This is a genomic window from Actinomadura napierensis (genome assembly GCF_039529375.1).
In the GTDB taxonomy this organism is placed as follows: domain Bacteria; phylum Actinomycetota; class Actinomycetes; order Streptosporangiales; family Streptosporangiaceae; genus Spirillospora; species Spirillospora napierensis.
This window is the reverse complement of sequence record NZ_BAAAMR010000025.1, coordinates 48339-66286: the sequence shown is the minus strand read 5'-3', so window position 1 is coordinate 66286 and position 17948 is coordinate 48339. Positions and strand designations below refer to the sequence as shown.

16 protein-coding genes and 1 pseudogene are annotated in these 17948 nt (G+C 72.9%); 12 read left to right on the top strand and 5 right to left on the bottom strand.

The features are described 5' to 3' along the window. Positions 1–81: 81 nt before the first annotated feature. Entirely contained in the window at positions 82–726 is a 645-nt protein-coding gene (locus tag ABD296_RS16585; protein ID WP_407061479.1) for a TetR family transcriptional regulator, read from the bottom strand. 260 nt (positions 727–986) lie between these two features. Here ABD296_RS16585 and ABD296_RS16580 point away from each other — a divergent pair, with 260 nt between their 5' ends. The 7 genes from ABD296_RS16580 to ABD296_RS16550 all read left to right on the top strand — a co-directional run bounded on the left by ABD296_RS16580 (position 987) and on the right by ABD296_RS16550 (position 7476). Then, complete coding sequence (locus ABD296_RS16580) at positions 987–2093, top strand: acyl-CoA dehydrogenase family protein (protein ID WP_344267427.1); 1107 nt, start codon at positions 987–989, stop codon at positions 2091–2093. Next, positions 2094–3266 (top strand): acyl-CoA dehydrogenase family protein, encoded by a 1173-nt coding sequence (locus ABD296_RS16575; protein ID WP_344267425.1) that lies wholly within the window; start codon positions 2094–2096, stop codon positions 3264–3266. An 18-nt stretch (positions 3267–3284) separates the two neighbouring features. Further along, positions 3285–4574 (top strand): OB-fold domain-containing protein, encoded by a 1290-nt coding sequence (locus ABD296_RS16570; RefSeq protein ID WP_344267423.1) that lies wholly within the window; start codon positions 3285–3287, stop codon positions 4572–4574. Next, positions 4571–5737 (top strand): lipid-transfer protein, encoded by a 1167-nt coding sequence (locus tag ABD296_RS16565; RefSeq protein WP_344267421.1) that lies wholly within the window; start codon positions 4571–4573, stop codon positions 5735–5737. Before ABD296_RS16570 ends, ABD296_RS16565 begins: the two co-directional genes overlap by 4 nt. Before the next feature lie 113 nt (positions 5738–5850). Further along, positions 5851–6138, top strand: a complete 288-nt coding sequence (locus ABD296_RS16560; protein WP_344267419.1) for a hypothetical protein — start codon at positions 5851–5853, stop codon at positions 6136–6138. A gap of 109 nt (positions 6139–6247) precedes the next feature. Next, the gene (locus ABD296_RS16555) at positions 6248–6877 is read left to right on the top strand and encodes a ClpP family protease (RefSeq protein WP_344267417.1); all 630 of its coding nucleotides are present in this window, start codon (positions 6248–6250) and stop codon (positions 6875–6877) included. Next, positions 6874–7476, top strand: coding sequence for a ClpP family protease (locus tag ABD296_RS16550; RefSeq protein WP_344267415.1), 603 nt, complete (start codon positions 6874–6876; stop codon positions 7474–7476). Before ABD296_RS16555 ends, ABD296_RS16550 begins: the two co-directional genes overlap by 4 nt. Before the next feature lie 3 nt (positions 7477–7479). Here the strand turns inward: ABD296_RS16550 and ABD296_RS16545 are convergent, their stop codons facing one another. The 3 genes from ABD296_RS16545 to ABD296_RS16535 all read right to left on the bottom strand — a co-directional run bounded on the left by ABD296_RS16545 (position 7480) and on the right by ABD296_RS16535 (position 10142). Further along, the gene (locus ABD296_RS16545; RefSeq protein WP_344267413.1) at positions 7480–7881 is read right to left on the bottom strand and encodes a helix-turn-helix domain-containing protein; all 402 of its coding nucleotides are present in this window, start codon (positions 7879–7881) and stop codon (positions 7480–7482) included. A gap of 75 nt (positions 7882–7956) precedes the next feature. Further along, positions 7957–9369: a glutamate decarboxylase gene (locus tag ABD296_RS16540; RefSeq protein WP_344267411.1), complete on the bottom strand. Its 1413-nt coding sequence runs from the start codon at positions 9367–9369 to the stop codon at positions 7957–7959. 80 nt (positions 9370–9449) lie between these two features. Beyond that, on the bottom strand, positions 9450–10142 hold the full coding sequence (locus ABD296_RS16535) for a TetR family transcriptional regulator (protein WP_344267409.1): 693 nt from the start codon (positions 10140–10142) through the stop codon (positions 9450–9452). A gap of 179 nt (positions 10143–10321) precedes the next feature. Between ABD296_RS16535 and ABD296_RS16530 the strand changes: the two are divergent. Both ABD296_RS16530 and ABD296_RS16525 read left to right on the top strand, forming a co-directional pair. Further along, a pseudogene (locus ABD296_RS16530) lies at positions 10322–12008 on the top strand (MFS transporter). Positions 12009–12099: 91 nt separating this feature from the next. Next, the gene (locus tag ABD296_RS16525; protein WP_344267405.1) at positions 12100–12807 is read left to right on the top strand and encodes a rhomboid-like protein; all 708 of its coding nucleotides are present in this window, start codon (positions 12100–12102) and stop codon (positions 12805–12807) included. 228 nt (positions 12808–13035) lie between these two features. Here the strand turns inward: ABD296_RS16525 and ABD296_RS16520 are convergent, their stop codons facing one another. Then, complete coding sequence (locus tag ABD296_RS16520) at positions 13036–14286, bottom strand: hypothetical protein (RefSeq protein ID WP_344267403.1); 1251 nt, start codon at positions 14284–14286, stop codon at positions 13036–13038. Positions 14287–14548: 262 nt separating this feature from the next. Between ABD296_RS16520 and egtA the strand changes: the two genes are divergently transcribed. Genes egtA through egtC form a run of 3 tightly spaced genes read left to right on the top strand, consistent with a single transcriptional unit; the run spans position 14549 to position 17943 of the window. Beyond that, positions 14549–15814, top strand: coding sequence for an ergothioneine biosynthesis glutamate--cysteine ligase EgtA (gene egtA / locus ABD296_RS16515; RefSeq protein ID WP_344267401.1), 1266 nt, complete (start codon positions 14549–14551; stop codon positions 15812–15814). After that, positions 15802–17208 carry an ergothioneine biosynthesis protein EgtB gene (egtB, locus tag ABD296_RS16510; RefSeq protein WP_344267399.1) on the top strand — a complete coding sequence of 469 codons (1407 nt, stop codon included), beginning with the start codon at positions 15802–15804 and terminating at the stop codon, positions 17206–17208. Before egtA ends, egtB begins: the two co-directional genes overlap by 13 nt. Continuing rightward, complete coding sequence (egtC, locus tag ABD296_RS16505; protein ID WP_344267397.1) at positions 17209–17943, top strand: ergothioneine biosynthesis protein EgtC; 735 nt, start codon at positions 17209–17211, stop codon at positions 17941–17943. Positions 17944–17948 lie beyond the last annotated feature (5 nt).

The following is a 17948-nucleotide window of genomic DNA, read 5'->3' as shown; positions in this document are numbered from 1 at the left end:
GCCAGCGGAGCGGGAAACGGCCTGTCGGCCGCAACGGGGGTTCCAGGGGGTCGCCCCCCTGGGAAAACACAGCCCCCTGGGTTAATCCAGCAGGCGGTCGGCGGAGATCTCCAGGCGGGCCTGGATCTCGTCGGCGGTGGCCTGGCCGCGGAGCATCTCGATCATCTCCATCGTCCAGACGGAGGACAGCGCCCGGGCGACGACGCGGCGGCGGTCGTCGGCCGGGATGTCGCCGGTCGGGCCGACGGCGGCGCGCAGCATCAGGTTCGTCATCCGGTCGCTGAAGTCGGTCTTGACGTCTGACAGCAGCAGCGAGCGGATCAGCGCCTCGGCGAGCTCGGGCTCGCGCATCAGGCCCCGCGTGGCGCGCATCAGCACCTCGACGGTGCGCTCCGCGGGGGCGCCGCCGCGCGGCGGGCGGCGCTCGATGCTGCGCTCCAGGAGGTCGATCTCCTCGCTGACGACCGCGACGACCAGGTCCATCTTGGACGGAAAGTAGCGGTAGAGGGTGCCGAGGGCGACGCCGGCGCGCTCGGCGACGGTGCGCATCTGCATCGCCTCGATGCCGCCGCGCGAGGCGAGCGCGGCGGCGGCCTGGACGATACGCTTGCGCCGCTGGTGCTGGCTGCGCGAGCGCACGCCCTGCCCCGCGGCCTGGCCCGCCCGCCGGTCCGCCGCGGGACCGCCCGAAGGCTCGTCCCCGGTCACTGTCGGCTCTGCGGTCACGGTCATCCTCCTCGCGCGGGCGCCCGTTGCGCCGCCGCTCCGGCCTCAAGCGTACAGCCCAGGCGAGAACCTGTTATCTGATCGGCCGGGGGCGGTCGGCGGACCGGTGTCCGCGGGGCGGTCACCGATCCCTTACATGCTAGGTGAATCCCCATTTCGCGGGCGATGATCACAGCCCTGGACACAGACTAGAATCTGTTCTACTTTTTCGCCGTGGGCGTCCGTCCGGCCGGCCGCGCCGCCAGGAAGGGAGCGGATGAGTGGACTTCAACCTCGACGAGACCCAGCAGGAGCTGAAGGGGCTCGCGGCGGACCTGCTCGCACGTGAGGCAGCGCAGGAGCGGCTGGAGGCGTTCGAGAAGAGCGGCGCCCCCTACGACGCGGCCACCTGGAAGGCGTTCGCGCAGGCCGGCCTGCTCGGCGCGGTGCTGCCCGAGGACGCCGGCGGTGCGGGGCTCGGGCAGATCGAGCTGGCGGTGATCCTGCGCGAGGTGGGCGCGCGGACGGCGCCGATCCCGGCCTACGCGTCGCTCGCGCTCGCGGCCGTCCCGATCGGCGCGCACGGCACCGCCGAGCAGCGCGCGCTGCTCGCGCCGCTGGCCGCGGGCGACACCGTGCTGACCGGCGCGTACCGGGAGGTCGGACCCGCCGGCGAGATCGCCGCGACGGCCCGCCCCGACGGCGACGGCTACGTGCTGGACGGCGTGAAGACGTTCGTCCCCTACGCGCGGGAGGCGGCGCGCATCCTGGTTCCGGCGCGGGTCGAGGGCGCGGGCGTCGGGGTCTTCCTCGTCGAGCCGTCCGCCGCGACGATCACGCCGCAGCCGTCGGAGACGACCGAGCCGCTGTCGCGGGTCGCGCTCGACGGCGTCCGGGTGGGCGCCGGCGCCCTGCTCGGCGGAGCCGCCGACGGCGCCGCCTGGGACACCCTCCGGCTGACCGCCGTCGCGGGCGCGGTCGCGCTGTCGTCCGGCGTCATCGAGGGCGCGCTCGAGCTCACCAAGGAGTACACCAAGACGCGCGAGCAGTTCGACCGGGCGCTCGCGCAGTTCCAGGCCGTCACGATGCAGGTCAGCGACGTCTACATCGCCAAACGGGCGCTGGACGTGGCCGTCTGGGCGGGGGTGTGGCGGCTCGCCGAGCGCGCCGCCGACGCCGAGGAGCTGCTCACCGTCGCGGCCTACAACGCCTGCGACCCCGTCGTGAAGGCGCTCTACACCTGCCAGCACCTGCACGGCGGCATCGGCCTGGACATCACCTACCCGCTGCACCGCTACTTCGCCTGGGGCAAGCACGCCGGGCACCTGCTCGGCGGCGCGGAGGACCGGCTCGACTCGCTCGGCGCGCTCATCGCCCAGGAGGCCTGAATGTTCATCGACCTGACCGACGAACAGAAGAAGCTCCGCGCCGAACTGCGCGAGTACTTCGAGAACTGCCTGACGGCCGAGCAGCGCGCCGCGATCGCCGCCGACCCGTTCGGCCCGCCCTACCTGGAGCACTGCAAGCGCCTCGGACGCGACGGGATGCTCGGCGTCGCGCTGCCGAAGGAGTACGGCGGCCGCGGGTTCGGCCCGGTGGAGCAGACCATCTTCGCCAACGAGATCGCCCGCGCGGAGGTCACCTACCCGCTGATCACGCTCAACTCCGTCGCGCCGACGATCCTCCAGTACGGCTCGGACGAGCACAAGGAGTTCTTCATCCCGCGCATCCTCGCGGGCGAGTGCCACTTCGCGATCGGCTACAGCGAGCCGGGCGCCGGCACCGACCTCGCCGCGCTGCGCACGACCGCCGTCCGGGACGGCGACCAGTACGTGGTGAACGGCCAGAAGATCTTCACGTCCGGCGCGCAGACCGCCGACTACGTGTGGCTCGCCGCGCGCACCGACCCGTCCGCGAAGAAGCACAAGGGCATCTCGATGCTCATCGTGGACTGCAAGGACCCGGGCTTCTCCTGGACGCCGATCATCACGATGGACGGCGCGCACCACACCAACTCCACCTACTTCCAGGACGTCCGCGTCCCCGCCGACATGCTGATCGGCGGGGAGAACAACGGCTGGGACCTGATCGTCAACCAGCTCAACCACGAGCGGGTCACGCTCGGCCCGGCGGGCAACATCGGGCACACCCGCAACCGGTTCGAGCGCTGGGCCCGCGCGACGCCCGGACGCGACGGCCGCCCGCTCATCGAGGAGCCCGCCGTCCGGCGCGCGCTGGCGCAGGTGCACGCCTACCTGCGCGTCAACGAGATCCTCAACTGGCAGGTCGCGGCGAACCAGGACCTCGGCTGGCTCGGCGCGGCCGACGCGTCCGCCACGAAGATCTACGCTTCGGAGCGGGTGCAGGAGGTCGGCCGGATCGTCGGGGACGTGCTCGCCCGGTACGGCGACCCGGGCCACCCGGCCACGGCCGAGTTCATGAGGGTGACCGACCGGATGGCCAAGGGCGCGCTCGTGCTGACCTTCGGCGGCGGCGTCAACGAGATCCAGCGCGAGCTGATCGCGATGATCGGCCTCGGCCTGCCGCGCGCCCCGCGCTGACCCGGACGAGGAGACCTGGTGCACGACGAACTGATGGCCCTCGCCGGACGGCTGTCCGCCGCCGGCGGGCAGGCCGCGCTGCCCTGCCCCGACCCGGTGAACGCCGCGATGATCCGGAACTGGACGCAGGCGCTCGGCGACACCGGGACCTGGGACGACGTGGCGCCGCCCGCGATGATCCAGGTGTGGTCGATGCCCGGACTGGCCCGCCGGCCGGACCAGAAGGGCGTCGCGGACGACCCGCTGCGGCTGCTCGACGAGGCCGGTTACACCGGCATCGTCGCGACCAACTGCGACCAGACGTACGACCGCTACGTGAAGGTCGGCGAGCGGTTGTGGACGCGGATGCGCTTCGGCGGTGTCACCGGCCCGAAGAAGACCGCCATGGGCGAGGGCTACTTCGTCACCTGGTACCAGTCCTGGTACGACGAGAACGACGAGCGCGTCGCCGAGATGCTGTTCCGGGTGCTGAAGTTCAAGCCGAACAAGCAGCAGCCGCCGGCCGCGGGCGGCAGGTACCCGCTGCAACCCGCGATCGGCCGCGACACCGCGTTCTTCTGGGACGGCGTCAACGCGGGCGAACTGCGCATCCAGCGGTGCGCGGACTGCGGCGCGCTCCGCCACCCGCCCGGTCCGATGTGCGCGAAGTGCCAGTCGCCGAACCGCGACTACGTCGTGGCGAGCGGGCGGGGCGAGGTGCACAGCTACGTCGTCCACCACCACCCGCCCGTCCCCGGCCGGACGCCCCCGTTCGTCGTCGCGGTCGTGGAGCTGGAGGAGGGCGTGCGGATCGTCGGGAACGTCAACGGCTGCGCGCCCGAGGACGTCGAGGTCGGCATGCCCGTCCGGCTGGTCTTCGAGCGGATGGACGACGAGCTCGTCCTGCCTCAATGGACCCCGGCGGACGCGCCGCCACCGCCGGAGGAGCCCGCCGCCGAACCTGTCGCCGAATCTCCTGCAGACGGGTTGCGTATCGACCTGACGCCGACGTTCATCATCTCGACGGCCATCGCGACGCGCGACTTCATGCCCGTCCACCACGACCCCGCGCTGGCCCGCGCCCAGGGCTCGAAGGACATCTTCGTCAACATCCTGACCAGCGTCGGGCTCGTCCAGCGGTACGCGCTGGAGACCGTCCCGGGCGCGGCGCTGGAGAGCGTCGAGGTCCGCCTCGGCGCCCCCGCCTACGCCGGCGACGCCCTCACCCTGACCGGCGACCGCGTCGACGAGCGCACCCTCCGCGTCCGCGGCGCGGTGAGTCTCGGCGACCACCTCACCGCCACGGTCCGCTTCAGGGGGAACGCATGAGCCTGTCCGGAAAGGCCGCCATCGCCGGGATCGGCGCGACCGAGTTCTCCAAGGAGTCGGGCCGCTCCGAGCTGCAGCTCGCCGCCGAGGCGTGCCTGGCCGCGGTCAAGGACGCGGGCCTGGCCCCGTCCGACGTCGACGGCCTGGTCACCTACACCGCCGACGCCAACTCCGAGATCGCCGTCCAGCGCGAGCTCGGCATCCCCGCGCTGCGGTTCTTCTCCCGCGTCGACTACGGCGGCGGCGCCGCCTGCGGCACCGTCGCGCACGCCGCGATGGCCGTCGCGACCGGGCAGGCGGACGCGGTGCTGTGCTACCGGGCCTTCAACGAGCGCTCCGGCCACCGCTTCGGCCAGGCCGCCCCGTCGGCCCGCGCCGACGCGACCGGCCTGGAGTTCTCCTGGCACCTGCCGTTCGGCTTCGCGACCCCGGCCGCGTGGGTGGCGATGCAGGCCCGCCGCTACATGCACGACTACGGCGCGACCAGCGAGGACTTCGGCCGCGTCGCCGTCGCGATGCGCCGCCACGCCGCCGCGAACCCGGCCGCCTGGTTCCACGGGCGCCCGATCACGCTGGAGGAGCACCAGTCGTCCCGCTGGATCGTCGACCCGCTGCACCTCCTGGACTGCTGCCAGGAGTCCGACGGCGGCGTCGCGGTCCTGGTCACGTCCGTGGAACGTGCCCGCGACCTGCCCCAACCGCCCGCCGTCATCGCCGCGGCGGCCCAGGGGACGGGCCCGGACCAGATGATGATGTTCGGCTACTACACCGGCGAGCTGTCGGCCCTCCCGGCCATGGGCACCGTCGGCGGCACGCTCTGGGCGCAGTCGGGCCTGACCCCCGATGACGTCCAGACCGCGATCCTCTACGATCATTTCACCCCGTTCGTCCTGGTTCAGCTGGAGGAGCTCGGCTTCTGCGGACGCGGCCAGGCGAAGGACTACATCAGGGACGGTGGCATTGAGCTCGGCGGCAGGCTTCCGGTCAACCCCCACGGGGGTCAGCTGGGTGAGGCGTACATCCACGGCATGAACGGCATCGCGGAGGCCGTCCGGCAGGTCCGCGGCACCGCGGTGAACCAGGTCCCGGACGTGCGGAACGTCCTGGTCACCGCCGGTACGGGCGTTCCCACCAGCGGCCTCGTCCTCACCACCGCGAACTGACGCCACCCGCGTTTGCCCCCGCGGCGGCGGGACAGACTCACCCCGAACGCCGCCGGGCTCCCATGAGGCGCGAACGTCCGCGCCGGTCCGGCGGCACACGGGGGACGAGTGCGATGAGAGTCATGCTGCGGGCGCAGATGGACACCCAGCTCGGGAACGAGGGCATCAAGAGCGGCAGTCTGCCGAAGGCCATGCAGGCGCTGATCGAGCGGCTCAAGCCCGAGGCGGCCTACTTCACCGCCCTCGACGGCAACCGCACCTGCACGCTGGTGTTCGACATGCAGGACAGCTCGCAGATCCCCTCCATCGCCGAGCCGCTCTTCCAGTCCCTCGGCGCGAAGATCGAGATCGTCCCGGTGATGAACCTCGACGACCTCCAGAAGGGCCTCGCCGCCCTCTGACCCGCGCGATCGGCGTCGTCGCCGGCGGCGCGGTCACGCTGCTCTGGGCGGATCCGCCGTGGGCGGATAGGGCTGTGACCGGTGCGCGCGGTGGCACAGAGTGAAGGGCATGAGCGAGGAACAGAAGAGCCCTTTGTTCAACGAACGCGTGCGGCGCGAGCTGTACGCGCAGCGCGTCCTCGTGCTGGACGGCGTGCTCGACGACGACAACGGCACGCTGCTGGCGACGCAGCTGATCACCCTGGCGGGCGAGGACCCGTCGGCCGACATCGCGCTGTGGATCCACTCGCCCGGCGGGTCGGTGCCGTCGATGCTTGCGATCCGCGACGTCATGCGGCTCATCCCGTGCGACGTGGCCACGGTGGTGCTCGGCATCGCCTACAGCGCCGGGCAGTTCCTGCTGTCGTCCGGGACCCCCGGCAAGCGCCGCGCGATGCCGCACGCCCGCGTGCTGATGCACCAGGGGTCCGCCGGGATCGGCGGCGCCGCCGTCGACATCGAACTGCAGGCCAACGACCTGCGCCACACCCGCGACACCGTGCTCGGGCTCATCGCCGAGGACACCGGCCAGCCCCTGGAGCGGGTCTTCGAGGACTCGCTGCACGACCGCTGGTACACGGCGCGGGAGGCCCTGGAGTACGGGTTCATCGACGCGATCGTCGACGGCTACGACGACGTCGTGCCGCCGCGCCGCCGCTCCGTCGGGCTCGGCGCCCCGTCCGGGGGAGCCGCCCGATGAGCACCTACACGATCCCGAACGTCATCGCGCGGGACTCGCGCGGTGAACGGATCATGGACGTCTACTCGCACCTGCTGACCGAGCGGATCATCTATCTCGGCACCGCCATCGACGCGGGGGTCGCGAACGCCCTCGTCGCGCAGCTGCTCCACCTGGAGGCGGACAGCCCGGACAGCGACATCCATCTGTACATCAACTGCGAAGGAGGGGACCCGAGCGCGATGCTCGCGGTGTACGACACGTTGCGCTTCATCCGGCCGCAGGTGGCGACGACGTGCGTCGGGCAGGCCGTCGCGGTCGGCGCGGTGCTGCTCGCCGCGGGCGCGCCCGGCAAGCGCGCCGCGCTGCCGCACACCCGCGTCGTCCTGCACCAGCCGATGGGGCAGGGGCGCGGCGCGATCCCGGACCTCATCCTCCAGGCGGACGAGGTCGTCCGCGTCCGCGCGGACATCGAGGAGATCCTCTCCCGGCACACCGGGCAGGACACCGCGACGCTGCGCGCCGACACCGACCGCGACCGCGTGTTCACCGCCGGTTCGGCGCTGGACTACGGCCTCATCGACCACGTGATCGAGGAGCGGCAGCCCGCCCGCCCGTAGGGGCTAGGCGGCCAGGGCGTAGGCGACCTGGCAGGTCGGGCCGGTCGGCGCGGTGCCGGCCGGCGCGGCCAGCAGGCTCGTCGCGACCGCGAGCGTGAGATCGGCGAGCGTCACGTCCAGGGCGCCGGCGACCGCGGCGATCATCTCGCTCGACGGCTCCTTGACGCCGCGCTCCATCTCGGAGAGGTACTGCGGGGACACCCCTGCCCGGCGGGCGGTCTCCGTCAGTATCTCGCCGCGCTCGTTGCGCAGGCGCCGCAGGCACCGGCCGAGCGCGTCGCGCCACAGCGGCTCGTCCGGCCCGCGCGTCGCGGCCGGCCGGTGCGGCGCGGCCGGCTCGCGCGTCGCGGTCGACCCGTGCGGCGTCTCGTCGGCGGGCATGAGCGGATGGGTGATCTCGGCCATGCGCACACGGTAACCCGGCGCCGCGACTGGAAACCACGCGTTCCGCCCACCGCAGAACGGCCGGCGACGGCGCGGTCAGCTGCGGCCGGGGGTCCGCGGGTTCTTGGTCTCGGCGCCGTGGGCGAAGCCGCCGGCGTCCTCGGGCGTGCGCTGCGGGGACGTCTGCGCGGACAGGCGGGGCAGGACGCGGCGCAGGTCGTCCAGGAGCAGGTCGGCGAGGTCGTGGCTGAAGCCGTTGCGGACGACGACGCGCAGGACGGCGAGGTCCTCGCGGTTCTTCGGGAAGGTGTAGGCGGGGACGAGCCAGCCGTACTCGCGGAGGGCGGCGGAGACGTCGAAGACGTTGAACCCGGCGTCGTCGTGCGTGCGGAACGCGAAGACGGGGATGTCGGAGCCGTCGGTGAGCAGCTCGAACGGGCCGAGCTTGGCGACCTCGGCGGCGAGGCGGGTCGCGACGTCGCGGCAGTTCTGCTGGACGCGGCGGTAGCCGTCGAAGCCGAGCCGCAGGAACGTGTAGTACTGCGCGACGACCTGGGCGCCGGGGCGGGAGAAGTTCAGCGCGAAGGTCGGCATGTCGCCGCCCAGGTAGTTGACGTGGAAGACCAGGTCGTCCGGGAGGGCGTCCTGGTCGCGCCACAGTGCCCAGCCGACGCCCGGCATGACCAGCCCGTACTTGTGCCCGGACGTGTTGATCGACGCGACCCGCGGCAGCCGGAAGTCCCAGTGCAGGTCAGGGTCCAGGAACGGGGCGATCATCGCGCCGGACGCGCCGTCCACGTGGACGGGGACGTCCACGCCGGTGCGCTCTTGGAGGTCGTCGAGGGCGGCGCAGATGCCGGCGACGGGCTCGTAGCTGCCGTCGAAGGTGGAGCCGAGCACGGCGACGACGCCGATGGTGTTCTCGTCGCACAGCTCGACGGCCTCGCGGGCGCCGAGGTGGTAGCGGTCGCCCTCCATCGGGACGTAGCGGGGCTCGACCTCGAAGTAGTCGGCGAACTTCTCCCAGCAGATCTGGACGTTGACGCCCATCACGATGTTGGGCCGGCCCTTCAGGCCCTTCCGCTGCCAGCGGCGTTTCAGGGCGAGGCCGCCGAGCATCGCCGCCTCGCTGGACCCGGTCGTGGAGCAGCCGACGGCGCGGCGGGGGTCGGGCGCGTTCCACAGCCGGGCGAGCATGTGCACGCAGCGCAGCTCCAGCTCCGCGGTCTGCGGGTACTCGTCCTTGTCGATCATGTTCTTCTCGGCGCACTCGGCCATCAGCCGCAGCGCCTCGGGCTCGGCCCAGGTGGAGACGAACGTGGCGAGGTTCAGCCGGGCGTTGCCGTCGAGCATCAGCTCGTCGTGGACGACCTGGTAGGCGGTGCCGGGCTCCATCTCGCCGCGCGGCAGCGCGTACCGGGGCACCTCGACGGGCTCCCGGCTGAAGATGGGGTTGACCTGCAGGTCGCGGTCGCCGCGGCCGTCGTGCCGGGGATGCTTGAGCGCCATGGTCGCCGTCCTCTCCGAGCCGTCCCCGGGGGCGGTACCCGCCCGCCCCGTGACCACACCGGGGCGGGGCGCGGGCCCGTCTAGGAGTCCTGCCCGGGAGGCCGGGCCGGGGAGTTGAGGCCCTCCTCCAGGATGGCGAAGGCCTGGTCGATCGTCTCCGACAGCGAGCCGAAGGCGCCGCCGTGCCGGCGGGCGGCGTCGGCCGCGGCCTGGAAGCCGCAGGTGGCGGCCGCGGCGATCACGTGCGGGCGCAGTTCGGTGGCCGGGTCCAGGCCCATCCGCTCGGCGATGATCTCGGTCATCAGCTGCTGCTTCTTCTGCGCGTGCTCCAGGCTGCCCGCCATCAGGGTGGGGCTGTCGCTCATCATGCTGAACAGGCACTCGAAGCGCTCGGGGTCGAAACCCAGCCCGCCGCCCTCGCAGGCGCGGGCGATCTCCACCACGGTGCGCCGGAGCGCGGTCATGATCGGTTCGTCCGGGGGGCGGTCGGCCAGCGCCTGCATGACGGCGCTGGTCTGCTCCTCCTGGAAGGTGAGCGCGACGTCCTCTTTCGAGGCGAAGTAGCGGAAGAACGTGCGGGACGAGACGTCCACGGCGTCGGCGATCTCCTCGACGGTGGTCGCGTCGAACCCCTTCTCGGCGAAGAGGGTGAACGCGGCGTCGACGAGCGCCTCACGGGTGCGCTGCTTCTTGCGTTCGCGCCGGCCCGGGGGCTGGGATCCGGGGCCCGCGGGCTCGTTGCCCGGACGGGTCTCGGGGGCGGTCGCGGTCATGTGCGAAGTGTAACGACGCGCGGACCCGACGCCAAGTGGCCGAGGGCGACTGTTGTCGTGATCTGAATCATGTCCTTCTATGACCTGAGGCATTTGACGACAACTGTCAGCGCATGACAGTTTGGGACCCACAACGTCGCTACGGAGGCTCGACCATGTCCCAGACCCGCGGCGCCGAGGTGCTCCACCCCGGCGCGTCCCACCCGTCCAGCCCCCGTGACCAGGCACGCGGCCGTCCAGCCCGGCCCGGCCACGGGCATCCCTGGCTGACCCTCGTCGCCGTCGCGCTCGGCGTGATGATGGTCGGCCTGGACGCGACCGTCGTCTCCATCGCCAACCCGGCGATCGCCAAGGACCTGGGCGCGTCCCTGTCCGGGCTGCAGTGGGTGACCAACGCCTACCTGCTGGCCCTCGCCGTCACGCTGATCCCGGCCGGCAAGATCGCCGACCGGTTCGGCCGCAAGCGCACCTTCCTCGCCGGGGTCGTCGGCTTCGGCGTCGCCTCGCTGGCGATCGGGCTGTCCGGCGGGCTCGGCATGGTGATCTTCTGGCGGGTCGTGCAGGGCTTCGCGGGCGCGCTCCTGCAGCCCGCGAGCCTGGCGATCCTGCGCAACACCTTCCCCGCCGACAAGCTCAACGCCGCCATCGGCATCTGGGGCTCCACCGTCGGCATCTCCATCGCGGGCGGCCCGATCGTCGCCGGCCTGCTGGTGGAGAACGTCAACTGGGAGTCGGTCTTCTTCCTGAACGCCCCGCTCGGGCTGGTCGCGCTGCTGGTCGGCCTGTGGGTGATCCGCGAGTCCAAGGACGAGGAGGCCGCCGGGTCGTTCGACGTGCCCGGCGTCGCGCTGCTGACCGGCGCGCTGTTCGCGCTGGTCTGGGGCCTGATCAAGGCGGGTGAGCACGGGTTCGGGCACGCCACCCCGCTGGTGTCGTTCGCCGCGGCCGTCGTGCTGTTCGCCGCGTTCGTGTGGAACGAGCTGCGGGTCGAGCGCCCGCTGCTGCCGCTGTCGCTGTTCCGCTCGGTGTCGCTGTCGGCCGCGACCGGGCTGATCGTCCTCGGCTTCTTCGGGATGTTCGGGACGATCTTCTTCATCACCCTCTACCTGCAGCAGGTGCACGGCATGAGCCCGGTGGACGCGGGCGTGCGGATGCTGCCGATGACCGGCATCTTCATCGTCGCCTCGCCGATCGCGGGCGCGCTCACCAACCGGTTCGGCCCGCGGGTGCCGCTCGTGCTCGGCATGGCGTTCACCGCGGCCGCCATGTTCGGCCTGTCCCGGATCGGGGTGGACGCCCCGTACGTGCAGCTGTGGCCGTGGTTCGTGCTCGTCGGCCTGGCGTTCGGCATGGTCATCGTCGCCGGCACCGAGGCGATCGTCGGCAACGCGCCCGCGCACCTGGCCGGCGTCGCGGGCGGCCTCCAGCAGACCGCGTCGCAGCTCGGCGGCGTCCTCGGCACCTCCGTGCTCGGGGTCCTGCTGTCCACCAAGGTCGGGGACGTGCTGGTCGGCCGGCTCACCGAGTCGGGCGTGCCCGCCGGTGCGGCGAACCAGCTCTCCGGGACCGACGGGCTGGTCGCGCAGGGCGTCGCGCCCATCCCGCCCGGCACGCCGGAACCCGCCGCGAAGGCCATCACCGACGGCAGCCACCTGGCGTTCATGGACGGATTCCAGACCTCGCTGACGGTCGCCGGCGCGGTCGCCCTCGTCGCGGTCCTCGCGGCGCTGCTCGTCCGCCGCGGCAACACCCCGGTGGAGGGCGCCGCCGCCGTCTGACGGCCCGCGGTGCGCCGTCCCGGTCGCCCCCGGGACGGCGCACCGCGCGCGGCGTCGAACCGGCCGTCCGGAATCCCCGTACCGGTGACCAGGGAGGAGCCTTGGAGAAGCCGTCGTTTTCCTGTGAGTCTTGGGGGTATCGGGACCCCGACACTTCTGGAGCACCTAGGCTTGCCGGGATGATGGGCGGGTTTATCAAGCGGTACCCGATGCCGCTGACGTTCCTGGGCCTGTTCGGCGCGATGTGGCTGGTGCAGGTCTTCCTGCTGCCGCCGGCCGCGCAGCGCGCGGTCGTCGCCTGGGCCAGCACCAACCTGGCGAACCTCGCGGTCGACCCGGTCGGCACCATGATCGCCTCCGCGTTCGTCGCCGAGGGGTCGCAGGCCGCGCTGCTGGTCGTCGCCGTGCTCGGGCTGTTCCCGGTCGCCCGGCGGTTCGGCAACGTGCGGGCGATCGTGCTGGTCACGGTCTCCCACGTCGCCGGCACCCTGATCAGCCAGGGCATCGCGTTCGTCCGGCTGGAGGCCGGCCTGCTGTCGGACTCGGTCCGCACGATCTCCGACGTCGGCCCGTCCTACGTGCTGTGCGCGGCGCTCGTCGCCGCGGTCCTGTACGGGCACGGCCGCGTCCGCCGGCTGCTGGCGTTCGGCGCCTGGGCCGCGCTCCTGCCCTTCCTGTTCCAGGGCCTGTCCTCGCTGGAGGTCGCCGCGGTCGGGCACCTGGTGGCCATGCTCAGCGGCGCCCTCGTCGGCGGCCTCCTGCTCCTGTTCGAGCGCCGCCGCGGCCCCGTGGCCGCCGCCATCGAGGCGGCCGAGACAAGGGCCGTCCACGCCGTCCAGGAAGTCCACGACTCCCTCAAGCCCAACCCCACCCCCTCAGAAGCCTGACCCCCAGCCGCCCCATGGCTCGAACCCCGACCACACGACAAAGGCTCGAACCCCGACCACGACGAAGGCTCGAACCTCAGCCGCCGCCACGGGCAGGAACGCGGAGCGAGCGCAGCGAGCGGAGCGGGCCTGCCCGCCGACCGACAGGCTGTTTCGCCACGGAGCGCCAGCGGAGTGGGGAAACGGCCTGTCGGTCGCAACGGGGGTTCCAGGGGGTCGCCCCCTGGGCTACTGAGCCTCGGGCGTCGGGTTGGCCGTGGGGCTCGGCGCCGGGGTGCCGGGGTCGTCGGTCGTCGGAGGCGTGGACGGCGGCGTCGTCGGCTCGGTGGAGCCGTCGTCGGGCGGGGTGGTGGGGTCGGGGCTGCCGGAGTCCGGGGGAGTGGTCGGCGTGTCCGAGCCGGGCGGCGTGGACGGGGCCGGCTTCTCGGGCTTCGCGGGGGTGCCGGTGCTCGGGTCGGAGCCGTGCGCGGGCGTGGAGTGCTCCGGGGACTTCGCCGGCGCGGACGTCGCGCCGGGGGTGCCCGGTGCGGCGCCGGAGCCGGGGGTGCCGCCGGCGGGTTGCGGCCGGCCGTCGAACGCGCTGGTCACGGGGTTCTTGGACGGGTCGGGGTTCCCGCCGGTCGAGCGCTCGGAGCCGGTGCGGCCGGTCGGCGGGTTCTCGGTGATGCCGGTGGTCTTCGCGGACGCGGGGTCGGTGCGTCCGCTGCCCGCCGTGGGGACGAGTGACGCGGCGCCGCCGCCCTTCGCAGTGGGCCAGGACGCCAGCAGGCCGATGACGGCGGCGGCGGACGCGGCGACGCCCGCGACGGCTCCGAGGCCCTTGGACCAGATGCCGCGCTTGGCGCGCGGTCTGCGGTCGGGCTCGCCGAGGACGACGAGCGGGGTCGGGGCGGAGACGCTCGGCAGCGGCCCGGCGGCCTCCTGCTCGCAGGCGGCGAGGACCTGGGCGCGCAGCCAGTCCGGCGCGCGCGCCGGGGCGCGCTTGGCGAGCAGCTGCGGCAGCCGCCCCTTCTCGAACGCGGCGATGACGTCGAGCTGCGGTTCGGCGGTGCCGCGCATCAGCGTGTCGAGGACGGCGCGTTCGAGCCGGGACCGGGCGGCGTTCAGCAGCTGGACGACGGTGTCGGGCGCGAGGCCGAGGACGCGGGCGATGTCGCGGGTCTCCAGCCATTCGCCGGCCCACAGCAGCAGGACCTCGCGGTGGTCGGCGCGCAGGCCGCCGGCGGCGCGGACGAGGGGGTCGGGGTCGGCGAACAGCAGGCCGCCGGACGGGGTGGCGAAGGCGCCGCGCTCGGCGCAGGCCGTCCGGGACAGCGAGTACAGCCAGAGCACGCTGTCGCCGCGCGGGGGCTGGTGCACCGCCGCGGCGAAGGTGTCGCCGACCGCCGCCGCCGCGAGCTGGTCGCCGACGAGCGACCAGCAGTAGGCGTACAGGCGGGCGGCGTGCGCGTCGTAGAGCGAGCCCAGGTCGCCGCGCATGTGACCTCCCGGTCGTCTCCGCTGCTGGCACCGGGCTGCACCCATCCGTGCATACCGGTCGGTAGCGGGACTCTAGCGCCTGGGGTCAACCGGTGAGAAGCCGGGGAGTGAACATCCTGTCGAATAGCACGGAAAGTAATCACTCCGGCGGCAGACGGTCATGTTCACCCAGATTTAAGGAAGTTCACGAAAATTCGCGGATTCCTGATCCGGTTCAGCAGGGAAGGATTCGAACTCGTTATCGAGTTTTCGAGGAGGCCGCGTGCCAGGACTCACCGAAGACGACGTCTACCAGCACATTTACGGCGTCTGCTTCAAGACCGGCCCGCCCGGGACGGTCGGCGCGGAGACGGAGTGGTTCGTCGTCGACGGCCGCGACTCGGCCGCGCACGTGCCCGCACGGCGGGTGCGGATGCTCGTGGACGAGGCCGGGCCGCCGCCCGGCGGAAGTGCCGTCACCTACGAGCCCGGCGGGCAGCTCGAACTGAGCTCCGCGCCCTTCCCCGGCATTTCCGAACTGCATTCGGCGCTCGCCGGGGACGTCGCGCACGTGCGGGACGCGCTCGCCCCGGCCGGGCTGGACCTCGTCGGGCACGGCGTCGACCCCGTCCGGCGGCCCCGCTTCCAGGCCGAGCATCCGCGCTACGGGTGCATGCGCGACTACTTCAGCGCGGGCGGGTTCGCCGACGCGGGGCTGGCGATGATGTGCTCGACCGCGTCCGTCCAGGTCTGCCTGGACATCGGCGCCGACCGCGCCGACGCGGCCCGCCGCTGGCGGCTGACCCACGCGCTCGGGCCGCTGCTGGTCGCGGCGTTCGCCAACTCGCCGCTGCACGCCGGCCGGCGCACCGGGCTGCGCTCGTCCCGGCAGGCCATCTGGACCGAGCTGGACCCGTGCCGCACCCTGCCGGTGCTGCGCGACGGCGCGGACGTCGATCCCGCCGAGGCGTGGACGCGGTACGCGCTGGACGCGCAGGTCATGCTGGTCAAGACCGCGTCCGGGGAGTGGGTGTCCGACCCCGGCATGTCGTTCAAGGAATGGCTGGCCAAGGGCGAGCCGGGCGCCGAGGACCTCGCCTACCACCTGTCCACGCTGTTCCCGCCGGTCCGGCCGCGCGGCTGGCTCGAACTGCGGATGATCGACGCGCTGCCGGCCCGGTACTGGCCGGTGCCCGTCGCCGTCGCGGCCGCGCTGCTGGACGACCCGGCCGCGTCGCGCGTCGCCGAGGAGGCGGCGGAGCCGGTGGCGCACCTGTGGGCGGAGGCGGCCCGCGACGGGCTCGCCGACGCGTCGCTGGCCGCCGCCGCCCGCACCTGCTTCACGGCGGCGCTGGACGCGCTGCCCCGGATGGGCGCGGCCGGGCTCGTCCCGCTGGTGGAGGAGTACGCGCGCCGCTACGTCGAGCGCGGCCGCACCCCCGCCGACGACGGCCCCGCCCGCCCCGGGCGCGCCGGCACTTCCCGCGCCGGCTCTTCCCGCGAGGCTCCCACCACGATGTCCGAGGAGGACCTGACATGGCACCGCTGAGCTCCCCGGGCCCGATCGCCGAGCACGGCGAGCAAGACGAGGACGCGCTGAAGGACCTGATCGCCGCCGAACTCGGCACGGTGCGCGACCGCAGTTTCGGCCTCACCACCGACGTCCTCGACGGCACCGGCCTCACCTCGCAGGTGTCGCCGCTGATGTCGCCGCTGGTCTGGGACCTGGCGCACGTCGGCAACTACGAGGAGCTGTGGCTGCTGCGCGCCGCCGCGGGCATCGAGCCGATGCGGCCGGAGATCGACACGCTGTACGACGCGTTCGAGCATCCGCGCGCCGAACGGCCGTCGCTGCCGCTGCTGTCGCCGGAGGAGGCGCGCGCCTACATCGGCACGGTGCGCGCCAAGGTCCTGGACGCGCTGCCGTCCGTGCGGTTCGACACGGCGAACCCGCTCACCTCGGGCGGGTTCGTGTACGGGATGGTCGTCCAGCACGAGCACATGCACGACGAGACGATGCTGGCGACGCATCAGCTCCGCAAAGGCGCTCCCGCGCTCCTGGACCCGGCGGTGGAGCCCTTGCAGAAGCCCGCCGCAGCGTCCGGGGCCGACGAGGTGCTCGTCCCCGCGGGCCCGTTCGAAATGGGCACATCGGACGACCCCTGGGCGTACGACAACGAGCGTCCCGTCCACAGGGTGGATCTGCCCGCGTACTACATCGACGTGGAGCCGGTCAGCAACGCCGCCTACACCGCCTTCATGGAAGCGGGCGGATACGACGACCCGCGCTGGTGGGCGCCCGCCGGATGGGAGTGGCGCACCACCACCGGTAAGCGCGCCCCCGCGTTCTGGTCGAAGGAGGAAGGGCAGTGGGTGCGGCGCAGGTTCGGACGCACCGAACCGGTTCCGCCCAACGAGCCCGTCCAGCACGTGTGCTGGTACGAGGCCGACGCCTACGCGCGATGGGCCGGCAAGCGTCTCCCCACGGAGGCGGAGTGGGAGAAGGCCGCCCGGTGGGACCCGGCCACGCAGCACTCCCGCAAGTTCCCATGGGGCGAGGTCTACGAGGAGGGCCGCGCCAACCTCGGGCAGAGGACGCTACGCCCGGCCGATGTCGGCTCCTACCCGTCCGGTGCGTCCGCCTACGGAGTCAGGCAGCTCATCGGCGACGTGTGGGAGTGGACGTCGTCGGACTTCCACGGCTACCCGGGCTTCCGTTCGTTCCCCTACAAGGAGTACTCCGAAGTGTTCTTCGGCCCCGACTACAAGGTGCTGCGCGGCGGTTCATGGGCGACGCACCCGCTCGCCATACGCGGCTCGTTCCGCAACTGGGACTACCCCATCCGGCGGCAGATCTTCTCCGGCTTCCGCTGCGCGCGTTCCGCGGTTGCCGGGGGGCGTGGGGGGTCGTCCCCCCACAAGGCGCATGTGGGTGAGGGCTGAGTGTGCCGCCACCTCGGATACCTGGGCACGGAGCGGACCCTGCATTCGCTCATCTACGAGGGCGAGCACTCCCTCGAGCACCAGGCGTACGCGCCGCGCATGACGCAGGGGAACCTGCTGAACGCCGACGGGTACGGCGCCGGCTGGTACTCCGGCGGCGCCGCCGTCCGGTTCCGGCGGGCGCAGCCGCTCTGGACCGACCAGTCGTTCCGCGAGATCGCCGGGACCGTCCGCGCGTCCTGCGCCGTCGCGGCGATCCGCTCGGCGACCGTCGGGTTCCCGGTGGACGAGTCGTGCGCGCAGCCGTTCCGGGAGGGTCCCTGGCTGTTCAGCCACAACGGCAAGGTCGAGGGCTTCGCCGGCGTCGAGGCCAAGCTCCGCGAGCTCGCCGGTGACCTCGCCGGCGTCCCGGACGCCCGCGCGCCGCTCGACTCGGCGCCGCTGTTCGCCATCGCCGTCCGGCACTGGCGCGACGGCGCGTCCCTCGGCGAGGGCCTGGCCGCCGTCGTCGCGGCCGTCACGGGCCTGACCGGCGGCCGCTACAACCTGCTCGCCTCCGACGGGACGGCGCTGGCCGCCACCACCTGGGGCGACTCCCTGTTCGTCCGCGAGGACGGGGACGCGATCCAGGTCGTCTCCGAACCGCTGGACGAGCGCCCCGGCTGGCGGCCCGTCCTGGACCGCTCGCTCGTCACCGCCGGACCCGCGTCCGGTGTCCGTATTGACCCGCTCTGATGCAG

Bases quoted from the DNA above. Each gene is read 5' to 3' on its own strand.
- egtB (WP_344267399.1), top strand. From the start codon at position 15,802: ATGGCACCGCTGAGCTCCCCGGGCCCGATCGCCGAGCACGGCGAGCAA.
- ABD296_RS16520 (WP_344267403.1), bottom strand. From the start codon at position 14,286: ATGCGCGGCGACCTGGGCTCGCTCTACGACGCGCACGCCGCCCGCCTG.
- ABD296_RS16540 (WP_344267411.1), bottom strand. From the start codon at position 9,369: ATGGCGCTCAAGCATCCCCGGCACGACGGCCGCGGCGACCGCGACCTG.
- ABD296_RS16550 (WP_344267415.1), top strand. From the start codon at position 6,874: ATGAGCACCTACACGATCCCGAACGTCATCGCGCGGGACTCGCGCGGT.
- ABD296_RS16560 (WP_344267419.1), top strand. From the start codon at position 5,851: ATGAGAGTCATGCTGCGGGCGCAGATGGACACCCAGCTCGGGAACGAG.
- ABD296_RS16535 (WP_344267409.1), bottom strand. From the start codon at position 10,142: ATGACCGCGACCGCCCCCGAGACCCGTCCGGGCAACGAGCCCGCGGGC.
- ABD296_RS16575 (WP_344267425.1), top strand. From the start codon at position 2,094: ATGTTCATCGACCTGACCGACGAACAGAAGAAGCTCCGCGCCGAACTG.
- ABD296_RS16565 (WP_344267421.1), top strand. From the start codon at position 4,571: ATGAGCCTGTCCGGAAAGGCCGCCATCGCCGGGATCGGCGCGACCGAG.
- ABD296_RS16525 (WP_344267405.1), top strand. From the start codon at position 12,100: ATGATGGGCGGGTTTATCAAGCGGTACCCGATGCCGCTGACGTTCCTG.
- ABD296_RS16545 (WP_344267413.1), bottom strand. From the start codon at position 7,881: ATGGCCGAGATCACCCATCCGCTCATGCCCGCCGACGAGACGCCGCAC.
- ABD296_RS16555 (WP_344267417.1), top strand. From the start codon at position 6,248: ATGAGCGAGGAACAGAAGAGCCCTTTGTTCAACGAACGCGTGCGGCGC.